Genomic DNA, 24698 nt, shown 5'->3' with positions numbered 1-24698 from the left:
GTTTTATCAAAGTTTAGTGCGCGCTAAATCACATTCTCAGGCTTTGACTGGTAGTATAAAGATAACGTATTGATAAAACGTTTTACCGATCTCATTTTCAGGGAGTCACGCCAACACATGGCCGTAGCGAAAAAAGTCACCATCAACGATGTCGCGCTGGCGGCGGGGGTTTCCGTCAGCACCGTTTCTCTGGTACTGAGCGGAAAAGGGCGCATCTCTTCCGCGACCGGTCAGCGGGTGAACGAGGCGGTTGAACAGTTGGGCTTTGTGCGTAACCGCCAGGCGTCGGCGCTGCGCGGGGGGCAAAGCGGGGTGATTGGCCTGATCGTTCGTGACCTGACGTCACCTTTCTATGCGGAGTTGACGGCCGGGTTAACCGAAGCGCTTGAAGCGCAGGGGCGGATGGTCTTTCTGCTTCACGGCGGCCGCGAAGCCGATCAGCTGCTTTCCCGGCTCGATATGCTGTTGAACCAGGGGGTGGACGGGGTGATCGTCGCAGGGGCGTCGGGCGTGGGCAGCGAGCTGTGCGAGCGTGCCGCCGAAAAAGGCGTGCCGCTGGTGTTTACCTCGCGCGCCAGCTACCTCGACGAAGCCGATACGCTGCGTCCGGATAACATGCAGGCCGCGCAAATGCTGACCGAGCATCTTATTCGTCGCGGTCATCAGCGCATTGCCTGGCTGGGCGGGAAAAGCTCGTCCCTGACCCGCGCCGAGCGGGTCGGCGGCTACTGTGCGACGCTGATTAAATACGGCCTGCCGTTCCACAGCGAGTGGGTCGTGGAGTGTGAGTCCAGCCAGAAGATGGCGGCGGAAGCGATAGGCGCGCTGCTGCGAAGCAGCCCGACGATCAGCGCCGTGATTTGCTATAACGATGTGATCGCTATGGGGGCCTGGTTTGGCCTGATCCGCGCCGGGCGTCAGAGCGGCGAGGGCGGGGTGGAAACCTTCTTCGGCCACCAGGTGGCGCTGGGGGCGTTCGCCGACGTCGGTGAAAACGCGCTGGACGATCTGCCGATCGTCTGGGCCACTACCCCCGCGCGGGAGATGGGTTACACCCTGGCGGACAGAATCATGCAGCGTATCGAAAATACGGATGTGCAGGCCGGGCACCAGATTGTGGCGGCGCGCCTGGTGCCGGTAAAATAGTATCAGGTGAGTTGCGTTAGCGGATTGAGCAACAGTTCGGCTTCCAGTGCCTCCACAAATTTTCGTACTTTTGCCGGGATCAGCCTGGAGGTCGGATAAACCGCCCAAACGGCCAGCGATTCCGGCCGGGCATCCTCCAGGACGATCCGCTCGAGTTTACCCTCTCTGAAGGCCGGTTCTACGTACCAGCGAGATAAATTGGCGATGCCCAACCCTCCAAGGCAGGCTTCGAAAATTGCCTCAACAGAGTTCGCGGAGAATCGACCCGACACCTTTTGCCTGTAGCGCTGTTCGCCCTGTTCGAATGACCAGTGGACGGTATCTGACGTGGTCAGACAGCTATGTGCCGCCAGATCGTTAAACGATTTTGGATAGCCATTTGCGGCAAGATACGCCGCGCTGGCGCAGAGATCCCGTGGGTTGTGACACAGGCGATGGGCAACTAATCGGTTGTCTCGCAGCGGAGCAATGCGTAACGCCACGTCTATGCCTTTACCGACAATATCCACCTGTTCGTCAGTGGCGAGTAAATCGACCTGCAGGGCGTGATGTTGCTGCATAAACCGGGTCAGCATGGGAGCAACGATCTTACGGCCAAACCCTGCTGAGGCGGTAATGCGCAGGCGTCCGGTAAGATGCGTCCCCTCGGGAAACAGATCGGCCAGCGCATTATTTTTATCTTCCAGCAGCGCCTGCGCATGGGGTAAAAAAACGTCCCCATCGCTGGTGGGTGAGAGGGAACGCGTGGTGCGGTGCACCAGCCTGACCCCCAGTTCCGCCTCAAGATTATTAAGAGACCGTGACGCCGCCATAGGGCTCACAGAGAGCCGACGCGCGGCGCCCGCCAGGCTACCCGCCTTGACGGCTTCGACAAACACTTCAACGTCTTCCAGCTTCATTGTATCGCTTTTCGTTATGCTGACCTATCAAAGTACATGTCTACATTATTAATCGTTACGCTGCCATAGTCTCTTCACAACCTGAAAAAATATCAGTCTGGAGTGAAGATGAAAAAGTTGAAAACGGTTCTGGCGTTCAGCGGCCTGCTCTTTGCAAGCTCATCATGGGCAGATGCCCCCGCGCAGGTGAAACAGCAGGTCCCGGGGTATTATCGTCTGGCGGTCGGGGAATATGAGGTGACGGCGCTTTTCGACGGCTATAACGATCTTTCGCCTTCCCTACTGCACGGGCTCTCAGGTGACAAGGTTCGCGAACTGTTGGCTCAACACAAAATTGATGCAGAACGCATGCCTACCGCCTTCAACGCCTTCCTGGTGAATACCGGTAAACACCTGGTGATGATTGACAGCGGGGGCGGCCACTGCATGTCGGAAACGGCTGGCCAGCTGGTCAGCAATATGAACGCATCAGGGTATCGTCCCGATCGGGTTGATACCATTTTCCTGACCCACCTGCACCTTGACCACGTGTGTGGCCTGAGCGATGCAGACGGTAAGGCGCTGTTCCCCAATGCCACCGTCTACGTACCGCAGGGGGAGGCCGACTACTGGCTTGACCCTGCAAAAGAAGCGAGCGCGCCGGCTAACGCGAAGGAGTATTTCGCTATCGCCAGGAATGCGCTGTCTGCGTATAAAGCCACCGGTCACCTCAAAACCTTTGTCCCGCCAGCTTCGCCCATCCCGGAAGTCCAGACGGCATATGCCACTGGTCATACGCCTGGCAGTACCGTTTATCGCTTCGCGTCGCAGGGGACGGCTATCAACTTCATTGGGGATTTGATTCATGCTCCTGCCGTCCAGTTCCCGCACCCTGAAGTGTCTATTCGCTTTGATGTCGATCCGAAAAAAGCCATCTCGTCCCGGGCGCAGGAGTTTAACGCGCTGGCGAAAGACGGTGAGTGGATGGCCGCAGCGCATCTGCCTTTCCCCGGTATCGGGCATATCACCGCCTGGCAGCAGGGCTATAGCTGGAATCCGGTAAATTACGGTCCTTATCAACGTGCGGCCAACGTGCCTCTGCTGAAATAAAGTGAGGTGACGAGCATGAAAAGTTACACCGTAACGGCAAACGGTATCCGTCAGTTTGTGGTCGAAGAGGGTGAAGGCGCACCGGTTATTCTCCTGCATGGTTTTCCTGAAACAAACTATGCCTGGCGCTACCAGATACCCGTACTGTCCCGGCACTATCGCGTGATTGCGCCGGATTTACGCGGGTATGGCGAAACGGATAAACCTGCTTCTGGCTATGATAAGCGCAACATGGCGCGGGACATCCGGGAACTGATGCGTGCGCTTGGCTTACAGAAAGTGGTACTGGTGGGGCACGATCGCGGCGCACGCGTGGCGACGCGGTTTGCAAAAGATTACCCTGAGCTGGTGGATCGTCTGGTGGTGATGGATAACGTGCCAACGCGCATTGTGGCGCGCGATCTTAATGCGTCGATTGCGCGTGCCTACTGGTTCTTTCTGTTTCATCTTGTGCCAGACCTGCCGGAAGCGCTGATTGCGGGTCGGGAGAATATCTGGCTGCGCCATTTTTTCTCGGACTGGACCTACGATCCGTCTACCATCAGCGGCGAGGCGTTTGATACCTATGTTCGGGCGTATCAGGCACCGGGGGCCGTGCGAGGCGCTATGGCTGACTATCGCGCCAACGCAGAGGATATTGCGCAGGATATGGCAGACGCTGAGGTGAAAATCACCTGCCCGGTAATGTCGCTGTGGGGTAATGATTTTCATGCGGTCGGCAAGCTTTTCGATATGGAAAGCGTCTGGGCCGAAATGGCGGAGAACCTGCGGGCGCATGGTATCGATGAGTGCGGCCACCTTCCGCAGGAGGAGCAGCCAGAGAAAGTGAACGCGCTTCTGCTGGATTTCCTGGCGGGATGGAAAAGCTAGCGGGCAATAAAAACCCCTCATGCGAGGGGTTTTGCTGTTTACTGCTGCGGTGCCGCCGGTTCGGCTGGCGCTGCCGGTTCAGCCGGTTCCGGCATTCCCAGAGCAGGCATACCAAACATGCCGACGAAGTCTTCCAGCGGCATTTTGTCGCCGTTGAGCGTGACCTGGCCATTGGCGTACTGCAGGCTGGTGGAAATCGTGTTGTTGTCCACCTTCGTGATGCGGAACATCTGGCCCATTGCCGCCAGGCCTTTCACCTGCTGGTTCGCCAGCTTGCCGGCGTCTTCATCGCCGTAGCCTTCCAGCTTCGCAATCTGGGTCATGAACTCGGTTGCCATATCCATCGGAATGGTCAGCTTGCTGTCGAGCGACTTCACGCTGCGATCCACTTCCTGCGCCAGCGTCTGCGGCTCACCCGTTGCGGTGGCCGGATCTTTCAGGAACAGCGACAGGTTGAAGCTGGTTTCGCCTTTGCTGTTTTTCCAGCTCAGCGGCGCAACGGTGACCACCGGCTCACCTTTCAGCAGGATCGGCAGGTTGTTGAACAGCACCGCCATCGCCTGCTGCTGGTAGACTTCCGGGTTTTGCTGCAGCGCGGCGTCGGTCAGCAGCGCCTGGCTCTCTTTGCTGTATTTCTGGCTAAACTCGTGCCACGCCTGACCGTCGATATTGCCGATCTTGAGCGAGAGTTTGCCGGTGCCCAGATCCTGATTCTGCACTTTCAGGCTCTTCAGCGTGTAATCCAGCTGGGTATTGATGCTCTTACCATCTTTAGAAACGTCGGATTTTCCGTTGACGTCCATGCCTTCCAGCACGGCCATCTCTTTTCCTTCAACAGCAATGGCGACTTTGTCGAGAGACAGTTTCTGATCGCCGATACGCTCCTGGAAATCGGTCATGCGGCTGTTGCCGTCGGCTTTCAGGTTATTGAAGGTGAGCTGAACTTTTTGGTTATATTCGTTCACGGCATTGACCAGGCCGCTTTCCGCTTCACCCGTCAGTGAGAACACGTTTCCATCGCGGTCAGCATCGAGTTTGAAGTGACCGCCGCTGAAGGCGACTTTCTCATTCTCTTTCTCGTAGTTCAGCGCTTTCAGAGCAATATCGGAACTCGTGTCACCGGAATAGCTAATGCGGGTATTAATGTCGAAAGGCGATTCATTCTTCGCCAGGTCAAAAAGCGGTTTGGTGACGTCATTATTCACCAGCACGGTATGGACGGACGCCATCGACGGGATCAGGTTAAAGGACTTCAGCTGCGCCAGCGGCAGGGGACCGTGGCTCACCACCTCGTCCAGCACCACGCTCTGGCCCGGTTTCAGCCAGCCGTTTGCAGCACCGGCAACCGGCTTCACTACCAGCTGCATGCGGCTGGTAAACACGCCGCGATGATAGTTCTGGTAGCTCAGCTCAAGGCCCGCCTCCGGCGCGCTGCGCTTAATCTCTCCGTTAGCCTGCGCCACCATCTCAGCCAGACGGCCTTCCAGCTGTTTCCCGGTAAACCAGGAAGCACCCGTCCAGACCACGCCTAACGCTACAATCACTCCAACCGCTACGACCGATTTTTTCATTGCGACTATCCCTAAAATGAAACCAGGCGGTAAAAACCGCCTGGAGATATTAAGCCTGCAACTAGCTTAGCAAGAGTTGTTAAAAAATTCAGTAAGTGGTTAAAGCTTATTGAAAACGCGCGCCAGGCGACCGGTGCCGCTTACGCTAACCGGAGACTCATTGGCTGCAACGAAGGCTGACTCACCGGGCTTAAGCACCAGACGCTGTTCGCCTTTGTGCAGCGTCGCTTCGCCCTCGGCGCAGAACAGGATCGCCGCGCTCTCCTGCGCGATGGTGGTTTCGGCCTGGCTCAGGTCGTGCAGGGAAAAGGCAAAATCTTCAACCGGAATCGGGAAGTCCAGCTCTGCGCCGTTTTTCACCGGCTGAGTCAGCAGCTCCGCGGCAGGTTTCGCCACGAACTTCACGTTGGCTACCAGCTCAGGGATGTCGATGTATTTCGGCGTCAGGCCCGCGCGCAGAACGTTATCGGAGTTGGCCATCACCTCCAGCGCCACGCCCTGAAGGTAGGCGTGCGGGGTTTCCGCGAAGAGGAACATCGCTTCGCCCGGATTGAGCTTCACCACGTTCAGCAGCAGAGGGGAGAACAGGCCGCTGTCGTCCGGATAGAATTCGGAAATCAGACGGATGGTCTCCCACGGTTCACCTTGCTGGCTGTCCAGGGCGGCTTTCAGCACCGCCAGGGCGTGGGTTTTCTCTTCATCCTGCATATTCAGCAGGCTGGCAAACAGCTGGCTCAGCGCATCGGCGTTCGGGTTTTCAAGGAAATGCGCGATGGCTTTATGGGCACCCGCGACCGGCTGCAGCAGGGAGATAATTTCTGAAAACTCGCGGAACGCGTTCATCGCCAGGAACGGCGTCAGCGCGAACACCAGCTCAGGCTTGTGGTTAGGATCTTTGTAATTACGCTCGGCAGCATCTAACGGAATACCCGCCGCGTTCTCTTTCGCAAACCCGATTTCTGAGGCTTTCTTGTTCGGATGAACCTGGATGGAGAGCGGCTGGTCAGCGCACAAAACTTTAAACAGGAACGGCAGTTCGCCAAAGCGCTGAGCGACTTTGTCACCCAGCAGCGCGGCTTTATCGGCATCAATTACGTCTCGCAGGCTGCGTACCTGGCCGCTGGCGTCTTCAATTTTTGAGCTGCTCTTCGGGTGCGCACCCATCCACAGTTCCGCCATCGGCAGGTTGTTCGGGTTCGCGATACCGTAGAGATCCGTTAACGCAGTTTTACTTCCCCAGGCGTAGTTTTGCACTGAGTTAATGAGTTTTTGCATTATCAAGCCCTGATTCAATTGTGGAATTAACTCCGGGTATTAAAGCAATAAACCTCATGGAAGTAACCTGTGGATGTAAAAAGTCGTACTAGTCTCAGTTTTTGTTAAAAAATTGTGTAGGATAAGCTGACTCGCTTTTAAGCCGGGCAGCGGAACATCTGCCCTGAATAAACAGACCGAAGCAGTAAGTGAGAGACCAATGTCGAATAAACCCTTCCATTATCAGGATCCTTTCCCCCTCAGTAAGGATCAGACCGAGTATTACCTGTTAACCCGCGATCACGTCTCCGTCTCTGAATTTGAAGGACAAGAGATCCTCAAGGTGGATCCGCAGGCGCTGACGCTGCTGGCGCAGCACGCTTTCCACGACGCCTCGTTTATGCTCCGTCCTGCGCATCAGCAGCAGGTGGCCGATATTCTGAGCGACCCGGAAGCCAGCGAAAACGATAAGTACGTTGCCCTGCAGTTCCTGCGTAACTCCGATATCGCGGCGAAAGGCATTCTGCCAACGTGCCAGGACACCGGCACGGCGATCATCGTCGGTAAAAAAGGGCAGCGCGTCTGGACCGGCGGCGGTGACGAAGCGGCGCTGGCACACGGCGTTTATAACACCTACACCGAAGACAACCTGCGCTATTCGCAAAACGCGGCGCTGGACATGTATAAAGAGGTCAACACCGGCACCAACCTGCCTGCACAGATTGACCTCTACAGCGTCGACGGGGACGAGTACAAATTCCTCTGTATCGCCAAAGGCGGCGGTTCGGCCAACAAAACCTATCTTTATCAGGAAACCAAAGCGCTGCTCACCCCGGGTAAGCTGAAGAACTACCTGGTTGAGAAGATGCGCACCCTCGGCACCGCGGCGTGCCCGCCGTACCATATCGCGTTTGTGATTGGCGGCACGTCGGCTGAAAGCACGCTGAAGACCGTGAAGCTGGCCTCAACTAAATACTACGACGGCCTGCCAACCGAAGGTAACGAGCACGGCCAGGCGTTCCGCGACGTTCAGCTTGAGCAGGAGCTTCTGGAAGAAGCGCGTAACCTGGGTCTTGGCGCGCAGTTTGGCGGCAAATACTTTGCCCACGACGTGCGCGTGATCCGTCTGCCGCGTCACGGTGCTTCCTGTCCGGTCGGGATGGGCGTCTCCTGCTCTGCGGATCGCAACATCAAGGCGAAGATCAACCGCGAAGGCGTGTGGATCGAAAAACTGGAAAACAACCCGGGCAAATATATCCCGGAAGAGCTGCGCAAAGCGGGCGAGGGGGAAGCGGTCCGCGTTGACCTGAACCGTCCGATGAAAGAGATTCTGGCGCAGCTTTCGCAGTATCCGGTCTCGACCCGTCTCTCCCTGAACGGCACGATTATCGTGGGCCGCGACATCGCGCACGCGAAGCTGAAAGAGCGTCTGGACAACGGCGAAGGGCTGCCGCAGTACATTAAAGATCACCCGATCTACTACGCGGGCCCGGCGAAAACGCCTGAAGGCTACGCCTCTGGCTCGTTAGGCCCAACCACGGCGGGCCGTATGGACTCGTACGTTGACCAGCTGCAAGCCAATGGCGGCAGCATGATCATGCTCGCGAAAGGCAACCGCAGCCAGCAGGTGACGGACGCCTGCCACAAGCACGGCGGCTTCTACCTCGGCAGCATCGGCGGCCCGGCTGCGGTTCTGGCGCAGGGCAGCATCAAGAGCCTGGAGTGCGTGGAATACCCGGAACTGGGTATGGAAGCAATCTGGAAAATTGAAGTGGAAGATTTCCCGGCGTTCATCCTCGTGGATGACAAAGGCAACGACTTCTTCAAGCAGATCCAGTCGTCCCAGTGTTCGGCGTGTGTGAAGTAAATCTGTAAATTGCCGGGTGGCGCTGACGCTTACCCGGCCTGGATTTTCGTAGGTCGGGTAAGGCGCAGCCGACACCCGACATCAAAAAGAGCGCACAAAGCGCCATAACGTTTCTCAGAAGTCATCAATACTTATCCCTTAAGCATGTGAGCAATCCCTCTTTTGTGATCAAGGAGAAAGTAATGACCACGGTACGCCATGAGAAAGACTCGATGGGCGCCATCGACGTCCCGGCCGACAAGCTATGGGGCGCGCAAACCCAGCGTTCGCTGGAGCATTTCCGTATCTCGACTGAAAAAATGCCCGTCTCGCTGATTCAGGCGCTGGCGCTCACCAAACGCGCGGCCGCGAAAGTGAACCAGGATTTAGGCCTGCTGACGGCAGACAAAGCGACCGCCATCATCAACGCCGCCGACGAAGTGCTGGCGGGCAAGCATCCCGATGAATTTCCTCTCGCTATCTGGCAGACCGGTTCCGGCACCCAGAGCAACATGAACATGAACGAAGTGCTGGCGAACCGGGCAAGCGAACTGCTGGGCGGCGTGCGCGGCATGGAGCGCAAGGTTCACCCGAACGATGACGTCAACAAAAGCCAGAGTTCCAACGACGTCTTCCCGACGGCCATGCACGTGGCGGCGGTGATTGCTATCCGCGAGCAGCTTATCCCGCAGCTCAACGTCCTGAAGTCTACGCTCAACGAGAAGGCGCAGGCCTTCCGCGACATCGTCAAAATTGGCCGTACGCACCTGCAGGACGCCACGCCGCTGACGCTCGGCCAGGAGATTTCCGGCTGGGTGGCGATGCTGGAACACAACCTGAAGCATATTGAGAACAGCCTGCCGCATCTGGCGGAGCTGGCGCTCGGCGGGACGGCGGTTGGGACCGGGTTGAACACCCATCCGGAGTATGCGGTGCGCGTGGCGGAGGAGCTGGCAAACATCACCGGGCAGCCGTTCGTCACGGCGCCCAACAAGTTCGAGGCGCTGGCGACCTGCGATGCGCTGGTCCACATCCACGGCGCGCTGAAAGGGCTGGCGGCGTCGCTGATGAAAATCGCCAACGACGTGCGCTGGCTGGCCTCGGGCCCGCGCTGCGGCATCGGTGAAATCAGCATTCCGGAAAACGAGCCGGGCAGCTCCATCATGCCGGGTAAAGTCAACCCGACCCAGTGCGAAGCCATGACCATGCTCTGCTGCCAGGTACTGGGTAACGACGTGGCCGTTAACCTGGGCGGTGCATCAGGCAACTTCGAGCTGAACGTCTATCGCCCGATGGTGATCCACAACGTTCTGCAATCGATTCGTCTGCTGGCTGACGGCATGGAGAGCTTTAACGAACACTGCGCGGTGGGGATCGAGCCAAACCGCGAGCGCATCAGCCAGCTGTTGAACGAATCGCTGATGCTGGTGACCGCGCTCAATACCCATATTGGCTACGACAAAGCCGCCGAGATCGCCAAAAAAGCGCATAAGGAGGGGCTGACGCTTAAAGACTCCGCCCTGGCGCTGGGCTATCTGACGGAGGCGGAGTTCGAGGCCTGGGTACGTCCCGAGGCGATGGTTGGCAGCCTGAAATAATCAACTCGCTACGTACAGGTGCAGCCGCGGAATAATCAGCTGAAGCGGCTGTGCCTGAGGTCGGTAACGGTGCTGGACATTTTCAGCATCGTAATTCAGCAATTCACCAATATCCGGCACTATTGCCCCCCGATCGTCATCATAGAGCGCAATCAGCGGCGTTGGGCAGGCATACTGCACCTGTTTTTGCTGGCCGGAATACCAGACGCGGGCGATAGGCTGAACCTTCACCGGGCGCTTAATTTTGAGGCGCGTGTCCGCCGGCAGCGAGGCGATGCTGTGGTACTCCTGTTCGAGGCGCTCAATCCACTGCTCACGCGACCACGGCGCGACGGTGCGCGGCGTCTTCAGGCTTTTTTCCAGCTGCGCCAGAATTTCATCCCGGGTGAAGTTTTTAATGATGTGCTTATTCGCCCAGCCGAAGCGCAGCGTGGCGGGATGACGTAGTACCGTCAGCGTGCGATAGGCATTCAGGGTAATTAACCCCGGAAGCTGACGGTGCACCCACTCAAACCGGGCGGCGGGGGCCAGGCCCGACTCTTCGGTAACGATTTTCTCAAATGCCGCTTTCAGGGTGTTGATATGGGTAATCTGGCTTTCCAGCGCGTCGCGCGTTGTCGCATCGGTTTGCAGGCAGATCACGCCGGGCAGCCGCACCGCCGCCTTGCTGCTGCGCTGTTCAGACTGCTGCTGGATAAAAAGATGGCGATAGTGCTTCATCGCCAGCTCCAGTGCGGCCTTGCCGATGTGCTGCTTCACGTCGATGGTGTCCAGCGGATCGTGCTCGGCCCCTTTGACCACCTCGGGCAGGGTAAAGACGCGCGCGGCCAGCAGGCGGCAGGTCTGCAAACGTTCTGTCAGGGTTAGCAGCTCGTGTTCTATTTCCCGGAACGTGCTGTTCAGCCGTTCGATGAGATCGTAGGTCGCCATAAATACTCTCATTAGTTACAACATACTTATCATATAGCACAGCACGCCGGGTCAGGCCAGCGTGCGCTTGATGTCAGGCAGGGACGGGAAGGGCGATGTTATGGTACACCGGCCAGCTAAAGCAGAAGCGCGCGCCGCCGAGCTCGCTCTCCTCGCAATGCACCGTACCGCCCATGGCCTGGGCGATAGAGTAGACAATGGCCAGCCCCAGGCCACATCCTCCGGTGGCGCGATCGCGGCTGGGATCGAGGCGGACAAACGGTTCAAACACGGTTTCGCGTGCCTCCGGGGCAATCCCCGGTCCGTCATCCTCTACCGTCAGGCTGGCCTGGTTTCCCTGCAAATCCAGCCCAATCTGCAGCGTACTTTCGCTGTAGCGCATGGCGTTGTTCATCAGGTTGTCCAGCACGCGCTCCATCAGGCGCATATCAAGCGCGCCGTAATCACCCGGCGTGACGCGCGTCAACAGCGTGCGCTGCGGGTTTACGCTCTGAACATCGTCAATATGGGTTTGCAGCCACGCGGGCAGATCCGGCGTGCTGAGGTTCAGTTCGTTTTGCGGGCGATCGAGGCGCGCGTAGGTCAGCAGCTCTTCAATCAGCGCTTCGAGCTGGCCAATGTCGCGGTTAAGCGCCTGAGACTCTGCTTCCGTCAGATTCTCGCTCATCTCCAGACGATAGCGCAGGCGCACCAGCGGCGTGCGCAGCTCATGTGCAATCCCGTCGATCAGCTGCTTTTTACTGGCGATCAGGGCATTGATGTTATCGGCCATCTGGTTAAAGGCCACGCCAAGGCGTTCAAAGCTGGAACCGCTGTCGAAGTGAATACGTTCGGTGAAATGCCCTTCGCCAAAACGCTGCGCGGCGGATTCCAGTTTCAGCATGTCCTGCCAGTGGGGGCGCATCCAGATAAAGACCGGAAACGCGAGCGAAATGGCGATAAAGGCCATCAGCGCCATGTCCAGCAGACGCATCTGGTGCAGATAATAGAGATAGGGCACCGGCCCGACGGCAAGCACGTAATGGCTGCGAGGAATACGCTGGATAAAGGTGTATTTCTCATCCAGCGCGACGATGTCCCCGTCGCGCAGACGCTGCATGGCGGGCGGGTCCAGATCGAAATCTTTCAACGGCTCGATGCGTAAATCGAATGACAGATTCAGATCCAGCTCTTTCAGGGTTTTCGCCCAGTCGTGTGGCGGGATCTCTCTTAGCTCGCTGCGCATCAGATAGAGCGAGCTTTTCATCAGATCGTCCAGCGACTGCCTGCCCGCACGTTCGGCGGTAAATTTATAAACCAGCCCGACCAGCATGGTCATCACCAGGAAGCAGACAAACAGTAAAAGATAAAACTGCACAAACAGCTTTTTCATTGGATCTCACCGCAAAAACGCTATGTGCAGAATATACATGAAAACCCTTCGAGTTTTTCACGTCTGTCGAGCGTGTTATATGGCTTTCGCGCTGTTTTTTACCTTGGCGATGAGTTTTTCGGTCACCGCCAGTCCTTCGGCAATATGCGTATCAATCACATCCGTCCCGTATTCGCTGATGAGGTCCAGCAGTATTTCGTAAGACTGGATGAGTTCCAGCAGGTCAAAGAGCGCTTTTTGATCGGTTCGTGAGGGGGAGACGTGGTTAAGGGTTGCCTGATTAACAATCCACTCAAGATTGGTTTTTATCGCTTCTACCTGACCGTAGCTATACATATGTCATGGGCTTAAATCCTCATTTCAAGATTTATTGGAGAGATGTCGTGAAAGCTTCACGGCGAAAATGAGTAAAACGATCGCAAGAGCGGGGCGAGCTGAAGAAAGGAGAGTCGAGAAGGTAATTATGGAATAGTTCGCGTGCTTAGCAAGTAAATTGTTGCGCAAACGTAAAAATAAACATACGAAAGAGAAGGCATCGTCGCGCAATGCCTTCATTTCTGTCAGGTTAACTTCTCAGGTTTCCCACGCATGTGGGGCAAACAGATAACCCTTATTACGCACGGTTTTAATGCGGTAGGGCTCGGTGGCGTTATCCTGCAGTTTTTTGCGCAGGCGCGAAATCGCCACGTCAACGCTGCGGTCCATTCCGTCATAGCTCACGCCACGCAGGTTTTTCAGCAGCGCGTCACGGTCCATAATCTGTCCGGCATGCGTTGCCAGCTCCCACAGCAGGTCAAAATCTGCGGTAGAAAGGGGGATAAGTTCGCCAGAGAGCAGCACCTGACGATTAATCGGATCAATAGACAGCGTCCCGAAGCGCATCGCTTTGTGCGGCGTCAGAGACGGTGCCGGTGCTTCGCGTTCGATACTGGCGTGCTGGCGTAAATGGAGGCGCAGGCGAGCGAGCAGGACTGCAGGCGGTGTGGTTTTCAGAATGTAGTCATTGGCACCCATCTCCAGCGACAAAATGTGGTTCATATCGCTGTCCAGCGAGGTGAGCAGGACAATAGGGCCCTCCCACCGGGCGCGCAGGTCACGGCAGAGCGTCATGCCGTCTTTGCCTGGCAACATGATATCCAGCAGCACCAGATCCGGGTTTTCACGGACGACCACCTCTTCGGCACGATCGCCGCGAGGTTCAACAATGACGTCCATATCATGTTTACCCAGATAGGCGGCGATCAGCTGCCCGACTTCGGGTTCGTCTTCAACATAAACAATCTTATTCATACAGCGTCTGTTTTCGTGAAAAAAGCCAACATACACCGCGAAACCTTAACCTTCCATTAATCTTTCTAAATTAACGCCGGTTCCGTAATTCTGGCTGTTATTCGCTTTCACTAGCGCAGCGGACGGCCACCGTCCACGGCAAAGGTTCTGCCGGTGACGTAGCAGCTGGTGAGCAGGTAATCCACGAGGTCGATGACCTCTTTCTCGCCGGGGGCGATTTTCATGAGCGACTTATTCAGCGCCTGCTGGCGATACTCTGCATCATCGTTTTCGTTAAACAAAATCATCGCCGGGGCGATGGCATTCACCTTCACCTCGGGGGCGAGCTTGCGGGCAAACGAGCGGGTCATGTTATCCAGCGCGGCTTTACTGGCCGCGTAGGCGATGTGCTTGTCGCTGCCGCGCTCCACTACATAATCGGTGAAGTGAATGATGTCGCCCGCAGCGTGCCCGTGGCCGCGCAGCAGGTCCTGCAGAGCGTGGTTAAGCAGATAAGGGGCATTGACGTGGATCTGCAGCATGGAGGAGAGCGTTTCGCTAAGTGACGTACCGGGTTTTTCGGCACGCCATGCGCTGGCGTTATGGATCACGGCGCGCAGACCCGTCGTGGTGGCTTTTACCGTTTCCGCGAAAGCCAGAATGCCTTCATCGGTTGAAAAATCAGCCTGAATGCAGACCGCCCCCGCTTTGCGTAACCCTTCAATCGACGGGTATTCCGTACGGTAGCTGACAATGACCGGATGGCGAAGGTTGAGAAAGTGATGGGCGAGGGCGAGGCCGATACGGCGGCCTCCACCGGTAATCAGTATTGGGCGAAGCGGTGCATTTCCCATCGTATTCTCCTTTACAGTTCAACAATGGGAAAGGCGATGCTATCCCATTAACATCCAGGTTGCCGGTAGGGCAGCAACCAGTAACAGTCCAATCAATGCCATCTCACGGCGTTTCAGCGCATTCTCCAGCTGATGTGTGCGGCGGGCATAGATAAACACCAGCAGACCCGGTGCGTACAGCACCACCGACAGCAGCAGATGCATAGGACCGGAAGCATACAACAACCACAGGCCGTAAATACAGGCTCCGACACCCACAACATAATGCGCCGGGCGTGTGGCAATTTTTAACAGATACGCACCCACTAAGAAATAGGGTACCAGAATCATCTCCGAGGCGATGGTCAGCAGGGTGTTATAGTCTGAACCTGTGAGCCAGATCAGCACCAGACAGAGCTGAACGCTGATGTTGGTCAGCCAGAGCGATGCCGACGGCGCGCTGTTTTGGTTTTGACGGGCGAACAGGCGTGGAAACGCTTTGTGCGTCGCGGCCAGGAAAGGCACTTCAGCCGCCATGATGGTCCAGCTCAGGTACGCGCCGCAGACGGAGATGATAAGGCCAGCCGCAATCACCACGTCGCCCCAGGGGCCGAGCATTTTCACCATCAGCCCTGCCATTGACGGGTTACGCATTTCAGCCAGTTCAGGACGCGCCACCACGCCCAGCGACAGCAGCGTTACCAGCAGATAGACCCCGAGCGCAGCGAGTACGGCCAGCAGCGTGGCGCGGCCCACATCGCGTTTATTTCGGGCTCGGGCAGAAACCACGACCGCGCCTTCTACACCGATGAACACCCACAGGGTAATCAGCATCGTGTTTTTCACCTGCTCCCAGACGGGGACGCCCAGCGCAACGCCGCTGAAATCAAGCTTAAACACGTCCATACGGAACGCAATGAAGGCCAGAACGATAAACAGGCCGAGCGGAACCAGCTTCGCGAGCGTCGCCACCAGGTTGATGCTGGCGGCCGTTTGTACGCCACGTAACACCAGCCAGTGGACGAACCACAATAACACCGAGGCACCCACAATAGACTGCCAGGTATTTCCGTCGCCAAAGAGGCGCAACTCAGGCGTGTCGGTAAAGAAACTGAGCGCCGAGAAGACGATTACCAGATAGGAGACGTTGGCGATAACGGCACACAGCCAGTATCCCCACGCGGAACAGAAGCCAATCAGCTCGCCGAAACCTTCACGCGCATAGGTGAAAATACCGCCGTCCAGATCCGGGCGAATGCGGGTGAGCAGCAGCATAGCGAAGGCCAGCAGCAATATTCCGACACCCGTAATGCCCCAGCCAATGATGAGCGCAGAAGGGCTCGCGACTGCCGCCATATTTTGCGGCAAACTGAATACGCCCGCACCCAGCATTGAGCTTAAAACGAGTGCAGTCAGAGCACTCAGGCCAAGTTTCTTTTCCATTGGCTTCCTGTTATGAAAGGTCAAAATCCAGAATAATTATTTCGCTCAGGCGCATAAAAATGGTGGATCACACTAAGGCGCGGGATTTTACGGAGTGTAACGAAAGCATGCAATGACGTGAGGCAGAAATTCAAAAAAAGTAACAAAAAAAGGCGGCATTGCGCCGCCTTTCGTAAACGACTTTTGTTACTTGTACAGATCGGCGCTGATGGTCACGTTGTTACCACGTTCCTGCCACTGGCGGGTGATGTGGTAGTACTTCGCACCTTTCTTCGCCGCACGCTTCGCGACCTGGTAAGAGACTTCCGTCATGTTGCCGTAGTTACCGGTAAATTTGATGCTGTCGAACGGCACCATCTGCGCTGCAGTGGCGTTGTTCAGCTCTTCAATTTTGGTACCGTCCGGCAGCGTAACGGAGTAACGGCCACCTTTCGTGGACTGCGTTTCAAAGAAACGACCCACTTCAGCGCTTGGGGCCGCCGTCGTTGCGACGCCTGGAATTTCAACTTTCTTCGCGGCTTCGCCGCCTTTCGCTATCGCCGCGCGACCCGCTTCTGAATTCGCCGGGATGGCATCCGGGCTTTGCAGAACACGTTTTTTCGCATCTTTTTTATAGATGAACGCGGTAATGCGCTGGTTGCCACCCTGGTTAGCATCGACCTGACGCACGATGTAGAAAGAATAAGCTCCTTTCTCTTTCGCGGCTTTGGTGATGGCATCGTTCACTTCTGGCTGGCTGCGGTAAAAGCCCTGAACGGTGACGGTGTCGTAGGGTTCCAGCTCAATCGCCTGATCTTTCGGCAGTTCAACAACACCGTTGATCACGCGGTTTTTCGGTGCGTCAGCTTTTGGCGCATTGTCTTTGAATAGCGCGATGGTCACGCGCAGGTTACCGCTGTTGCCGTAATCTGACTGGTCAACGACATAAAACGAGGCCGCCCCGTTTTTATCAGCAGCTTTTGATGCAGCGGCGACGGCGTCGCCAATAGAATTATAACGACCCACAATGACCGTATGGTCAAAAGGTTTTAACGCTGCCGCTTGCTCCGGCGTTAACTCTGTTGCGGCATTCGCAGACAGGGCGGTCGCGGAAAGAAGTGCGGACGCCAGGAGTGTGTTCTTAAGCTTCATAAAAATGATCCTTCGCCTTGCGCAAACCATGTACTGGTATTGTTGTTAATTTGAGACGGTCCCGATTATTGCATTTAAAACCCGTCGCTGTCTGCGCCATTTTTCACTGCCTGTGCTCACTGAATCACCTTATTCGATAACATTTAGTGATATGTTGAAAAAACACGCGTTTGACAAGTAAAACTGATAAAGCATATGACTTTTACAAGTTAATTTAATGTTAATAAGTTGTTCTCTTACGGCGCTATATCATGTTTTTACCGCTTCGCTTGCGCGATTTATCGGTTCCGGCGATGAATTTAAGGTAAATATCACTGTCAGTGACGCCGATCGCTTATTTTTCACAGATAAAGTAAGAAATAGTGTTTTCTGGCGGTAGATCACGGGCGCTATTTTCAGTAGGTTATAGACAGTTTGTTACTGTTTTATTTTCCGGGGTTAATCATATCTCGTCGCTGGTGCGATGGTGAAAATTGATACAAATCGCGGGCATTTATCGATAAACCATCATCAAGAACCGATGGAAGGGAAAACTATGCGTATTGGGGTACCAAAAGAACGGTTAGCCAATGAAACCCGCGTAGCGGCAACACCGAAAACGGTGGAGCAACTGCTTAAGCTGGGTTTTACGGTCGCGGTTGAAAGCGGCGCGGGCAAACTGGCGAGTTTCGATGACGAGGCCTTTATCCAGGCTGGCGCGGAAGTGGTCGACGGTGCTGACGTCTGGCAGTCTCAGGTGATTCTGAAGGTCAATGCACCGGAAGAGGGTGAGATTGCGCTGTTGAATCCGGGGACAACCCTGGTGAGCTTCATCTGGCCTGCACAAAACCCGGAGCTGATGGAGAAGCTGGCAGCCCGTGGCGTGACCGTAATGGCGATGGACTCCGTGCCGCGCATTTCGCGCGCGCAGTCGCTGGATGCCTTAAGCTCCATGGCAAACATCGCTGGCTACCGCGCCATTGTTGAAGCAGCCCACGAGTTTGGTCGCTTCTTTACCGGTCAAATCACCGCCGCGGGTAAAGTCCCTCCGGCGAAAGTCATGGTGATTGGCGCGGGCGTGGCGGGCCTTGCTGCAATCGGTGCGGCAAATAGCCTGGGCGCTATCGTACGTGCCTTTGACACCCGTCCTGAAGTAAAGGAACAGGTTCAGAGTATGGGAGCCGAATTCCTTGAGCTGGACTTCAAGGAAGAAGCCGGCAGCGGCGATGGTTACGCGAAGGTGATGTCCGAAGCCTTTATCAAAGCCGAAATGGAACTCTTCGCCGCTCAGGCGAAAGATGTCGACATTATTGTCACCACAGCGCTTATCCCGGGTAAACCTGCGCCAAAGCTGATTACCCGTGAGATGGTTGATTCCATGAAGCCGGGCAGCGTGATTGTCGACCTGGCCGCCCAAAACGGCGGTAACTGTGAATATACCGTACCGAATCAGGTGACCACGACCGCTAACGGCGTGAAGGTGATCGGCTATACCGATCTGCCGGGCCGTCTGCCAACGCAGTCTTCTCAGCTGTACGGCACTAACCTCGTCAACCTGCTTAAGCTGCTCTGCAAAGAGAAAGACGGCAACGTCACCGTTGATTTCGACGATGTGGTGGTGCGCGGTGTGACCGTGGTCCGTGAAGGTGAAATTACCTGGCCTGCGCCGCCTATTCAGGTTTCTGCTCAGCCTCAGGCGGCACCAAAAGCGGCGCCTGAGCCAAAAGAACCTGCTAAACCGGCTTCACCGTGGCGTAAATACGCGATCATGGCGCTGGTAATTATTCTGTTCGGCTGGCTGGCTGACGTCGCGCCAAAAGAGTTCCTCGGCCATTTTACCGTCTTCGCGCTCTCCTGCGTCGTAGGCTACTACGTGGTGTGGAACGTCTCCCATGCTCTGCATACCCCGCTGATGTCGGTAACCAACGCCATCTCCGGGATCATCGTGGTGGGGGCGTTACTGCAGATTGGTCACGGCGGCTGGATCAGCTTCCTGAGCTTTATCGCGGTGCTGATCGCCAGTATCAATATTTTCGGTGGTTTCACCGTGACTCAGCGCATGCTGAAAATGTTTCGTAAAGGCTAAGGGGTAGCATATGTCTGGAGGATTAGTGACAGCCGCATACATTGTTGCTGCAATCCTGTTTATTTTCAGTCTGGCGGGGCTTTCCAAACACGAAACGTCTCAGCAGGGGAATAACTTTGGTATCGCCGGGATGGCGATTGCGCTGATTGCCACCATCTTCGGGCCGGATACCGGCAACGTAGCGTGGATCCTGGTGGCGATGATCATCGGCGGCGCGATTGGTATTCGTCTGGCAAAACGCGTTGAAATGACCGAGATGCCGGAGCTGGTTGCCATTCTGCACAGCTTTGTGGGTCTGGCCGCGGTGCTGGTGGGCTTCAACAGCTACCTGTATCACGAACCGGGTCTGGAACCGATTCTGGTCAATATCCACCTGACTGAAGTGTTCCTGGGTATCTTCATCGGTGCGGTGACCTTCACGGGCTCCATTGTCGCGTTCGGTAAACTGCGCGGGAAGATCTCCTCTAAACCGCTGATGCTGCCAAACCGTCATAAGCTGAACCTGGCGGCGCTGGTGGTGTCATTTGTTCTGCTGGTGGTCTTCGTGCGTACCGAAAGCGTCGGTCTGCAGGTGCTGGCGTTGCTGGTAATGACCATCATCGCGCTGGCATTCGGCTGGCACCTGGTGGCATCCATCGGTGGTGCGGATATGCCGGTTGTTGTCTCAATGCTGAACTCCTACTCCGGTTGGGCGGCAGCGGCGGCAGGCTTTATGCTGAGCAACGACCTGCTGATCGTCACCGGTGCGCTGGTGGGTTCTTCCGGTGCGATCCTGTCTTATATCATGTGTAAGGCGATGAACCGTTCGTTCATTAGCGTAATCGCCGGTGGTTTCGGGACAGATGGCTCTTCTTCCAGTGCTGATGAAGAAGTGGGTGAGCACCGTGAAATTTCTGCGGAAGATACCGCAGACATGCTGAAAAACTCGCATTCCGTTATCATCACCCCTGGCTACGGCATGGCGGTGGCACAGGCGCAGTATCCGGTTGCGGAAATCACCGAGAAGCTGCGCGCGCGGGGCATCAAGGTTCGCTTTGGTATTCACCCGGTGGCAGGGCGTCTGCCGGGCCACATGAACGTGCTGCTGGCGGAAGCGAAAGTACCTTACGACATCGTGCTGGAAATGGATGAGATCAACGATGATTTCGCCGACACCGACACCGTGCTGGTCATTGGTGCCAACGATACCGTTAACCCTGCTGCACAGGACGATCCGGGTAGCCCAATCGCCGGTATGCCGGTTCTGGAAGTGTGGAAGGCGCAGAACGTAATCGTCTTCAAACGTTCTATGAATACCGGTTATGCCGGGGTGCAGAACCCGCTGTTCTTCAAAGAGAATACCCACATGCTGTTTGGCGATGCTAAAGCCAGCGTGGATGCGATTCTGAAAGCGCTGTAAGTTGCGCTGAAACGAAAAAACCGCCGAATTTGGCGGTTTTTTTATTGTCGGGCGGCGTCAGGTGTTAATCGTCTTCCGGATCGTCCAGCTCAACCGGCGTCTGGTACTCATCCGGCTTAATGACCAGCAGGTCGCAGCGCAGATGGTCGATCACCTGTTCGGCGGTATTGCCGAGGAAGGCGGCAGAAATACCGGTCCGGCCAATGGTGCCCAGCACCACAATCCCCGCCTGCAGGTGTTCCGCCAGGTCCGGGATCACCTCTTCAGGCAGCCCTTTTTCCACGTGGGTCATTTTCTCATCAATGCTAAATTTCTGGCGCAGCGCTTTCATGGCCAGCAGATGCTGACCGCGGATCGCGTCGTTGTACACGCTCGGGTCAAATTCAGGTAGCTCAATGGCAATGTTAATAGGGGTGACCGGATAGGCACCTACCAGGTGCACTTCAGTATGATTGACCTGGTCGGCAAGCTGGATGGTCTCCTTCACCAGCTTCTCGTTCAGGGAGTTGTGGTAATCCTCTTCGCTAGCGAGGTTTACCGCCACAACGGCTTTCCCGCCTTCAGGCCACGGCTGGTCTTTCACCATCCAGACCGGGCAAGGGCATTTGCGCAGCAGGTGCCAGTCGGTCGGGGTGAAGATCACGGATTCCAGCTTGTCGTGCTGGTGCGCCATCTTCAGCAGCAGATCGTGCCCACCGGCGACAACTTCCTGGATGATGGCTTCGAAAGGTCGGTTGTGCCAGACCACTTTAATATCAATGGGAACACCCGCTTCCAGGTAATACTTCGCCTGTTCTCGGATCCACGCGGTACGCTGGCTGATGACGCCCTGACGCATAGCGGTTCGCTCGTCAGGCGACAGAAGGGTGGTCATCTCATACGAGAAGTCATAGATCGGCAAAAACGCTTTGATTTTGCCACCAATCCGTTGATGTAAATACACAGCACGTCGTAATGCCGGCTGATCGTCCTGGTTCGGATCGATAGCTACCAGCATGTTTTGATACTTGGCCATACAGGTCTCCTTACTACTGTCACCACAGTCTGTAATTAAAAGAGTAACCTATATATCCTGAATGAAACAGAGGGGAGGTTTTGTCAGATCAATAAATCATGCAAATTTATTGGTTCGTACTGCTGCATGATGAATGTAAAGATTTTCTTGGGCTTCAAATCGTTATGGGGGCGCGTCAGGGGCATATTGACAAGAATCCTCCTGTTAATAACAGCAACCTGGTCCTTATCCATATCACCGTTCCACTCTGCACCGACCTCATAAACCATCCGTGAATCCTCATGTCCCCTCGGTGTCGCTACAAACGAAGGATGTGCACATGCATAAAGTGACCAGCAGGCATGGTGTGTCTCGACTGATGGGGACCGTTCTCTGATTCCTGCCCTACGTAATCCATTCTTCCATCCGTAGGACAGAGAACCTGCCTTTGTTGTCGAGCGCTGGTCGGTTACAAATACTGTCCTGATGCGCTGCGTTTCGGTTTTTCCATGTTCGCGGCGATTTTCAGGTTGCTGTTTTATCTTAGATAGGTTGTACAAGAGTTCTGCTCTTTCAGAGCATCACTTTATGTAGCAATCGCTTGCTGGGAAGAGAAACCGTTTACGAGCCAAGGTTTGTGGCAGCGAAATAAATTTAGCCGCTTTTATTCGTCGGCATTACCTAGTGTCGTTGCCCAGTAAGCCAGGGAGAGGGCGCATGGACAGGATGTGCAAGGAATAAATATCATAATGATACCAAATTTTAGTAGGGTGATCAGCCTTAGTCTGATGTTTCTTTTTATGATAGAAGTTATCTGACACATTTAATCGAGTAAAATTCATGAAAAAGATCGTACTTGCATTATTTATCACTACAGTAAGCCTTTCAGTTCATGCCACTGATAACACGAAATCCTTGTCTGATGATCTGTTATCATATCAAGCCGAACTAATTTGCAGTCCTAAATTCAGAGAAGAAGCCGCAAAACCAGACTTTAAGATTAAAAAAGGATTGATTAACGCAACTGATCCTACTCCTTTCAATGAAGACGTTCTGAAAGCTTATCAGGAAGTAGTGAAGGAACATCCGGGGATTGAGAAAATCGTAGTCGACCCTAAAAATGTTGACGCGTGTAAACCAAACGTCATTGAAAAATACCGTAAAAAACATCCGCTTTAAAAACGAACTGACCAGAGCTTAAGCCAGGCTAATTAAATTTAAATGGTATGGTGTGTATCTTTACGAGATGCTCGACAGGCTAACGTTTACAGGCCGTACCATATAACTTTTGGACGTACTTGAACTTTTATCATGATACGTCGATAAATTTACCGAAGTTAGCGATCCCCATTACATCGAAATGGCAGTGACAAACTACAAATGACAATTGTTTTCATCCCCGCATTGATAGCTATCTTGGTTGCAAAAGAACGGGAATCTGGTCGTGCACTAACGCAGCAAGAGAAAGGAATGCTCCACTTTGGAGGGCAGGGCATTCAGCTGCAGTGGCAGATGAAGCGATAAATGCTGTCGCGGCTGTATACGACAAAATATACAGATCTGCTAAAAGTTCGGTAAAATTTGCTAATGCCCTGGCCCGTTTTGCGCCATTACCTGACGTTGTATTCTCTAATGTTAGCCCCGTTAATGCTATATATGCCTGTTCGCTTAATCCGCTTGCCATTTTTATCCGTAATAGTAGCGGTTAGGGTGCTGCAGCGAATGGAATGACTCTCATCAATAACCAGCCTAATGGCTTCTAAAGGATCTTCTACCTCAACAAGATCCACAGTCTTATCCAGACCGAATGGCACAAGGTGGAAGGCTGTTTTCCCCGATGATTTTCTGGTTATTTTCACGGGATACAGTACGTCTCCACTTTTATGAATAAATTCAAGGCGTTCAATGTAAATCATGGCGATTCTCCTGGTTTGTCTGCATGAATATACAAACCGAAGATAGGAGATACAATACAAATAAATAGGGAAATCTAAAATAGCCTAACATGACGTGTAATACATTGAATTATTTGCGTAATCTTATAAAGCGCATGCAAAAAATCGAATCGTTTACTAGCCTTATTGCCAGCTGACGTGACCTGCGCCCTATGACTCAAGAAACCGTTATGTACGTATGCATTCCGAACACCTGCTGTTCTCTCATTTCGGAAGTCATGTGGCTCTCTTGTTTCTTTATAGGATCACGTCGATTAACTCCGGCCCCTGATTTTTCACATTATCCGCGATGCGCGTCACGGCGTTCCAGATGAACTCGTCGGCGGGTACTGCTCCGTTGGCAGCAATCTCTTCAGCTTCTTTCCCGCCTATATCCTGCCGCATCCACTTGCGGGCAGCTTCTGATCGCAGAACCAGAGGACGACGGTCGTGAATGTCGACCAGGCCTTTATCCGCTGCAGACATCACGATAAGAAATCCCTCTGATTCATCACCACGCTCAAATGGCGTGCTGCCGACCGCTGCCATGAATATCGGCTGGCCACCTGCCCGATGAATGAAATGGGGCTGCTTCTTGTCGCCTTCCTTTTTCCACTCAAACCAACCGTCTGCAAAGCAGATTGCCCGGCCATACTGCCACAGAGGTTTAAACATGCTGCTGGTGGCGACCGTTTCGACGCGCGCGTTTATCAATGGTGCTTTGTCCCGCCAGCCTGGCGCGTAGGATCACAGGACCGGGTCAAGATGCAGCTGCTCGTCGCGTTCGCTCAGCAGCAGAATTTTAGTACCGGGCGCGACGTTGTACCGGCCAATCGGCTCCGGGTCGTATGCGATGTCATGGTCGTCTTCGTCGGCAAGATATAGCAGGTATTCTTCACGGGGTTGGGCTTGTGCAAAACTTCCACACATAAAAAAACTCCAGTCAGTCAGAATGAAAGTAAAGGGCAGGGAGAAAAAGTCGCGCGCTGGTAAAGTCTTACAAACGGATCGGTGGGGAATATGCACTTGAGGGGAGAGAAGGTAAAGCGACACGT

General features: G+C 54.8%; 20 protein-coding genes and 1 pseudogene. 8 read left to right on the top strand and 13 right to left on the bottom strand.

Translation table 11 applies throughout. From position 1 onward, the window contains the following. The first annotated feature begins 117 nt into the window (after positions 1-117). Complete coding sequence (locus tag UR504_RS02225) at positions 118-1146, top strand: Mal regulon transcriptional regulator MalI (protein ID WP_320739288.1); 1029 nt, start codon at positions 118-120, stop codon at positions 1144-1146. Between the two features lie 2 nt (positions 1147-1148). On the opposite strand, the gene UR504_RS02220 is transcribed toward UR504_RS02225, so the two are convergent. Beyond that, entirely contained in the window at positions 1149-2045 is an 897-nt protein-coding gene (locus tag UR504_RS02220; RefSeq protein ID WP_302234806.1) for a LysR family transcriptional regulator, read from the bottom strand. 108 nt (positions 2046-2153) lie between these two features. Between UR504_RS02220 and UR504_RS02215 the strand changes: the two genes are divergently transcribed. Continuing rightward, positions 2154-3134: an MBL fold metallo-hydrolase gene (locus tag UR504_RS02215; RefSeq protein WP_302234807.1), complete on the top strand. Its 981-nt coding sequence runs from the start codon at positions 2154-2156 to the stop codon at positions 3132-3134. Positions 3135-3149: 15 nt separating this feature from the next. Then, positions 3150-4004 carry an alpha/beta fold hydrolase gene (locus UR504_RS02210; protein WP_302234808.1) on the top strand — a complete coding sequence of 285 codons (855 nt, stop codon included), beginning with the start codon at positions 3150-3152 and terminating at the stop codon, positions 4002-4004. A 38-nt stretch (positions 4005-4042) separates the two neighbouring features. On the opposite strand, the gene UR504_RS02205 is transcribed toward UR504_RS02210, so the two are convergent. Further along, entirely contained in the window at positions 4043-5575 is a 1533-nt protein-coding gene (locus UR504_RS02205) for a YdgA family protein (RefSeq protein ID WP_149366763.1), read from the bottom strand. A gap of 99 nt (positions 5576-5674) precedes the next feature. After that, positions 5675-6850 carry a mannose-6-phosphate isomerase gene (manA, locus tag UR504_RS02200; RefSeq protein WP_302234809.1) on the bottom strand — a complete coding sequence of 392 codons (1176 nt, stop codon included), beginning with the start codon at positions 6848-6850 and terminating at the stop codon, positions 5675-5677. Positions 6851-7049: 199 nt separating this feature from the next. On the opposite strand from manA, the gene fumA reads away from it, so the two are divergent. Together fumA and fumC are read left to right on the top strand one after the other, a co-directional pair. Next, positions 7050-8696, top strand: coding sequence for a class I fumarate hydratase FumA (gene fumA, locus UR504_RS02195; RefSeq protein ID WP_024909338.1), 1647 nt, complete (start codon positions 7050-7052; stop codon positions 8694-8696). A gap of 182 nt (positions 8697-8878) precedes the next feature. Further along, complete coding sequence (gene fumC, locus UR504_RS02190; protein ID WP_302234810.1) at positions 8879-10273, top strand: class II fumarate hydratase; 1395 nt, start codon at positions 8879-8881, stop codon at positions 10271-10273. Here fumC and tus read toward each other — a convergent pair whose 3' ends face one another. The 7 genes from tus to ydgH form a co-directional block, all read right to left on the bottom strand. Then, on the bottom strand, positions 10274-11203 hold the full coding sequence (tus, locus tag UR504_RS02185) for a DNA replication terminus site-binding protein (protein WP_302234811.1): 930 nt from the start codon (positions 11201-11203) through the stop codon (positions 10274-10276). A gap of 73 nt (positions 11204-11276) precedes the next feature. Beyond that, positions 11277-12575 (bottom strand): two-component system sensor histidine kinase RstB, encoded by a 1299-nt coding sequence (gene rstB, locus UR504_RS02180; RefSeq protein WP_045910344.1) that lies wholly within the window; start codon positions 12573-12575, stop codon positions 11277-11279. 75 nt (positions 12576-12650) lie between these two features. After that, positions 12651-12911: a hypothetical protein gene (locus UR504_RS02175; protein ID WP_302234812.1), complete on the bottom strand. Its 261-nt coding sequence runs from the start codon at positions 12909-12911 to the stop codon at positions 12651-12653. Positions 12912-13148: 237 nt separating this feature from the next. After that, positions 13149-13865: a two-component system response regulator RstA gene (rstA, locus tag UR504_RS02170; RefSeq protein WP_302234813.1), complete on the bottom strand. Its 717-nt coding sequence runs from the start codon at positions 13863-13865 to the stop codon at positions 13149-13151. 110 nt (positions 13866-13975) lie between these two features. Next, entirely contained in the window at positions 13976-14698 is a 723-nt protein-coding gene (gene folM, locus UR504_RS02165) for a dihydromonapterin reductase (RefSeq protein WP_111965687.1), read from the bottom strand. A gap of 39 nt (positions 14699-14737) precedes the next feature. Beyond that, positions 14738-16120: an amino acid permease gene (locus UR504_RS02160; RefSeq protein ID WP_302234814.1), complete on the bottom strand. Its 1383-nt coding sequence runs from the start codon at positions 16118-16120 to the stop codon at positions 14738-14740. A gap of 186 nt (positions 16121-16306) precedes the next feature. After that, positions 16307-17251 (bottom strand): DUF1471 family protein YdgH, encoded by a 945-nt coding sequence (gene ydgH, locus UR504_RS02155; RefSeq protein WP_111965689.1) that lies wholly within the window; start codon positions 17249-17251, stop codon positions 16307-16309. Between the two features lie 535 nt (positions 17252-17786). Between ydgH and pntA the strand changes: the two genes are divergently transcribed. Next, on the top strand, positions 17787-19316 hold the full coding sequence (gene pntA, locus UR504_RS02150) for a Re/Si-specific NAD(P)(+) transhydrogenase subunit alpha (protein ID WP_115874887.1): 1530 nt from the start codon (positions 17787-17789) through the stop codon (positions 19314-19316). Positions 19317-19326: 10 nt separating this feature from the next. Continuing rightward, positions 19327-20715 (top strand): Re/Si-specific NAD(P)(+) transhydrogenase subunit beta, encoded by a 1389-nt coding sequence (gene pntB / locus UR504_RS02145; RefSeq protein WP_032668239.1) that lies wholly within the window; start codon positions 19327-19329, stop codon positions 20713-20715. Between the two features lie 64 nt (positions 20716-20779). Here pntB and uspE read toward each other — a convergent pair whose 3' ends face one another. After that, complete coding sequence (gene uspE / locus UR504_RS02140) at positions 20780-21730, bottom strand: universal stress protein UspE (protein ID WP_032640084.1); 951 nt, start codon at positions 21728-21730, stop codon at positions 20780-20782. 819 nt (positions 21731-22549) lie between these two features. Here uspE and UR504_RS02135 point away from each other — a divergent pair. Continuing rightward, positions 22550-22888, top strand: coding sequence for a hypothetical protein (locus UR504_RS02135; protein WP_320739285.1), 339 nt, complete (start codon positions 22550-22552; stop codon positions 22886-22888). Between the two features lie 431 nt (positions 22889-23319). Here the strand turns inward: UR504_RS02135 and UR504_RS02130 are convergent, their stop codons facing one another. Then, positions 23320-23625, bottom strand: a complete 306-nt coding sequence (locus UR504_RS02130) for a transposase (RefSeq protein ID WP_111965693.1) — start codon at positions 23623-23625, stop codon at positions 23320-23322. Positions 23626-23901: 276 nt separating this feature from the next. Further along, positions 23902-24573, bottom strand: a pseudogene (locus UR504_RS02125) (SOS response-associated peptidase). Between the last annotated feature and the right edge of the window lie 125 nt (positions 24574-24698).

Source organism: Enterobacter sp. 241F3, assembly GCF_034106785.1.
Lineage (GTDB): Bacteria > Pseudomonadota > Gammaproteobacteria > Enterobacterales > Enterobacteriaceae > Enterobacter > Enterobacter vonholyi.
This window is presented reverse-complemented; position numbering and strand designations above follow the sequence as displayed.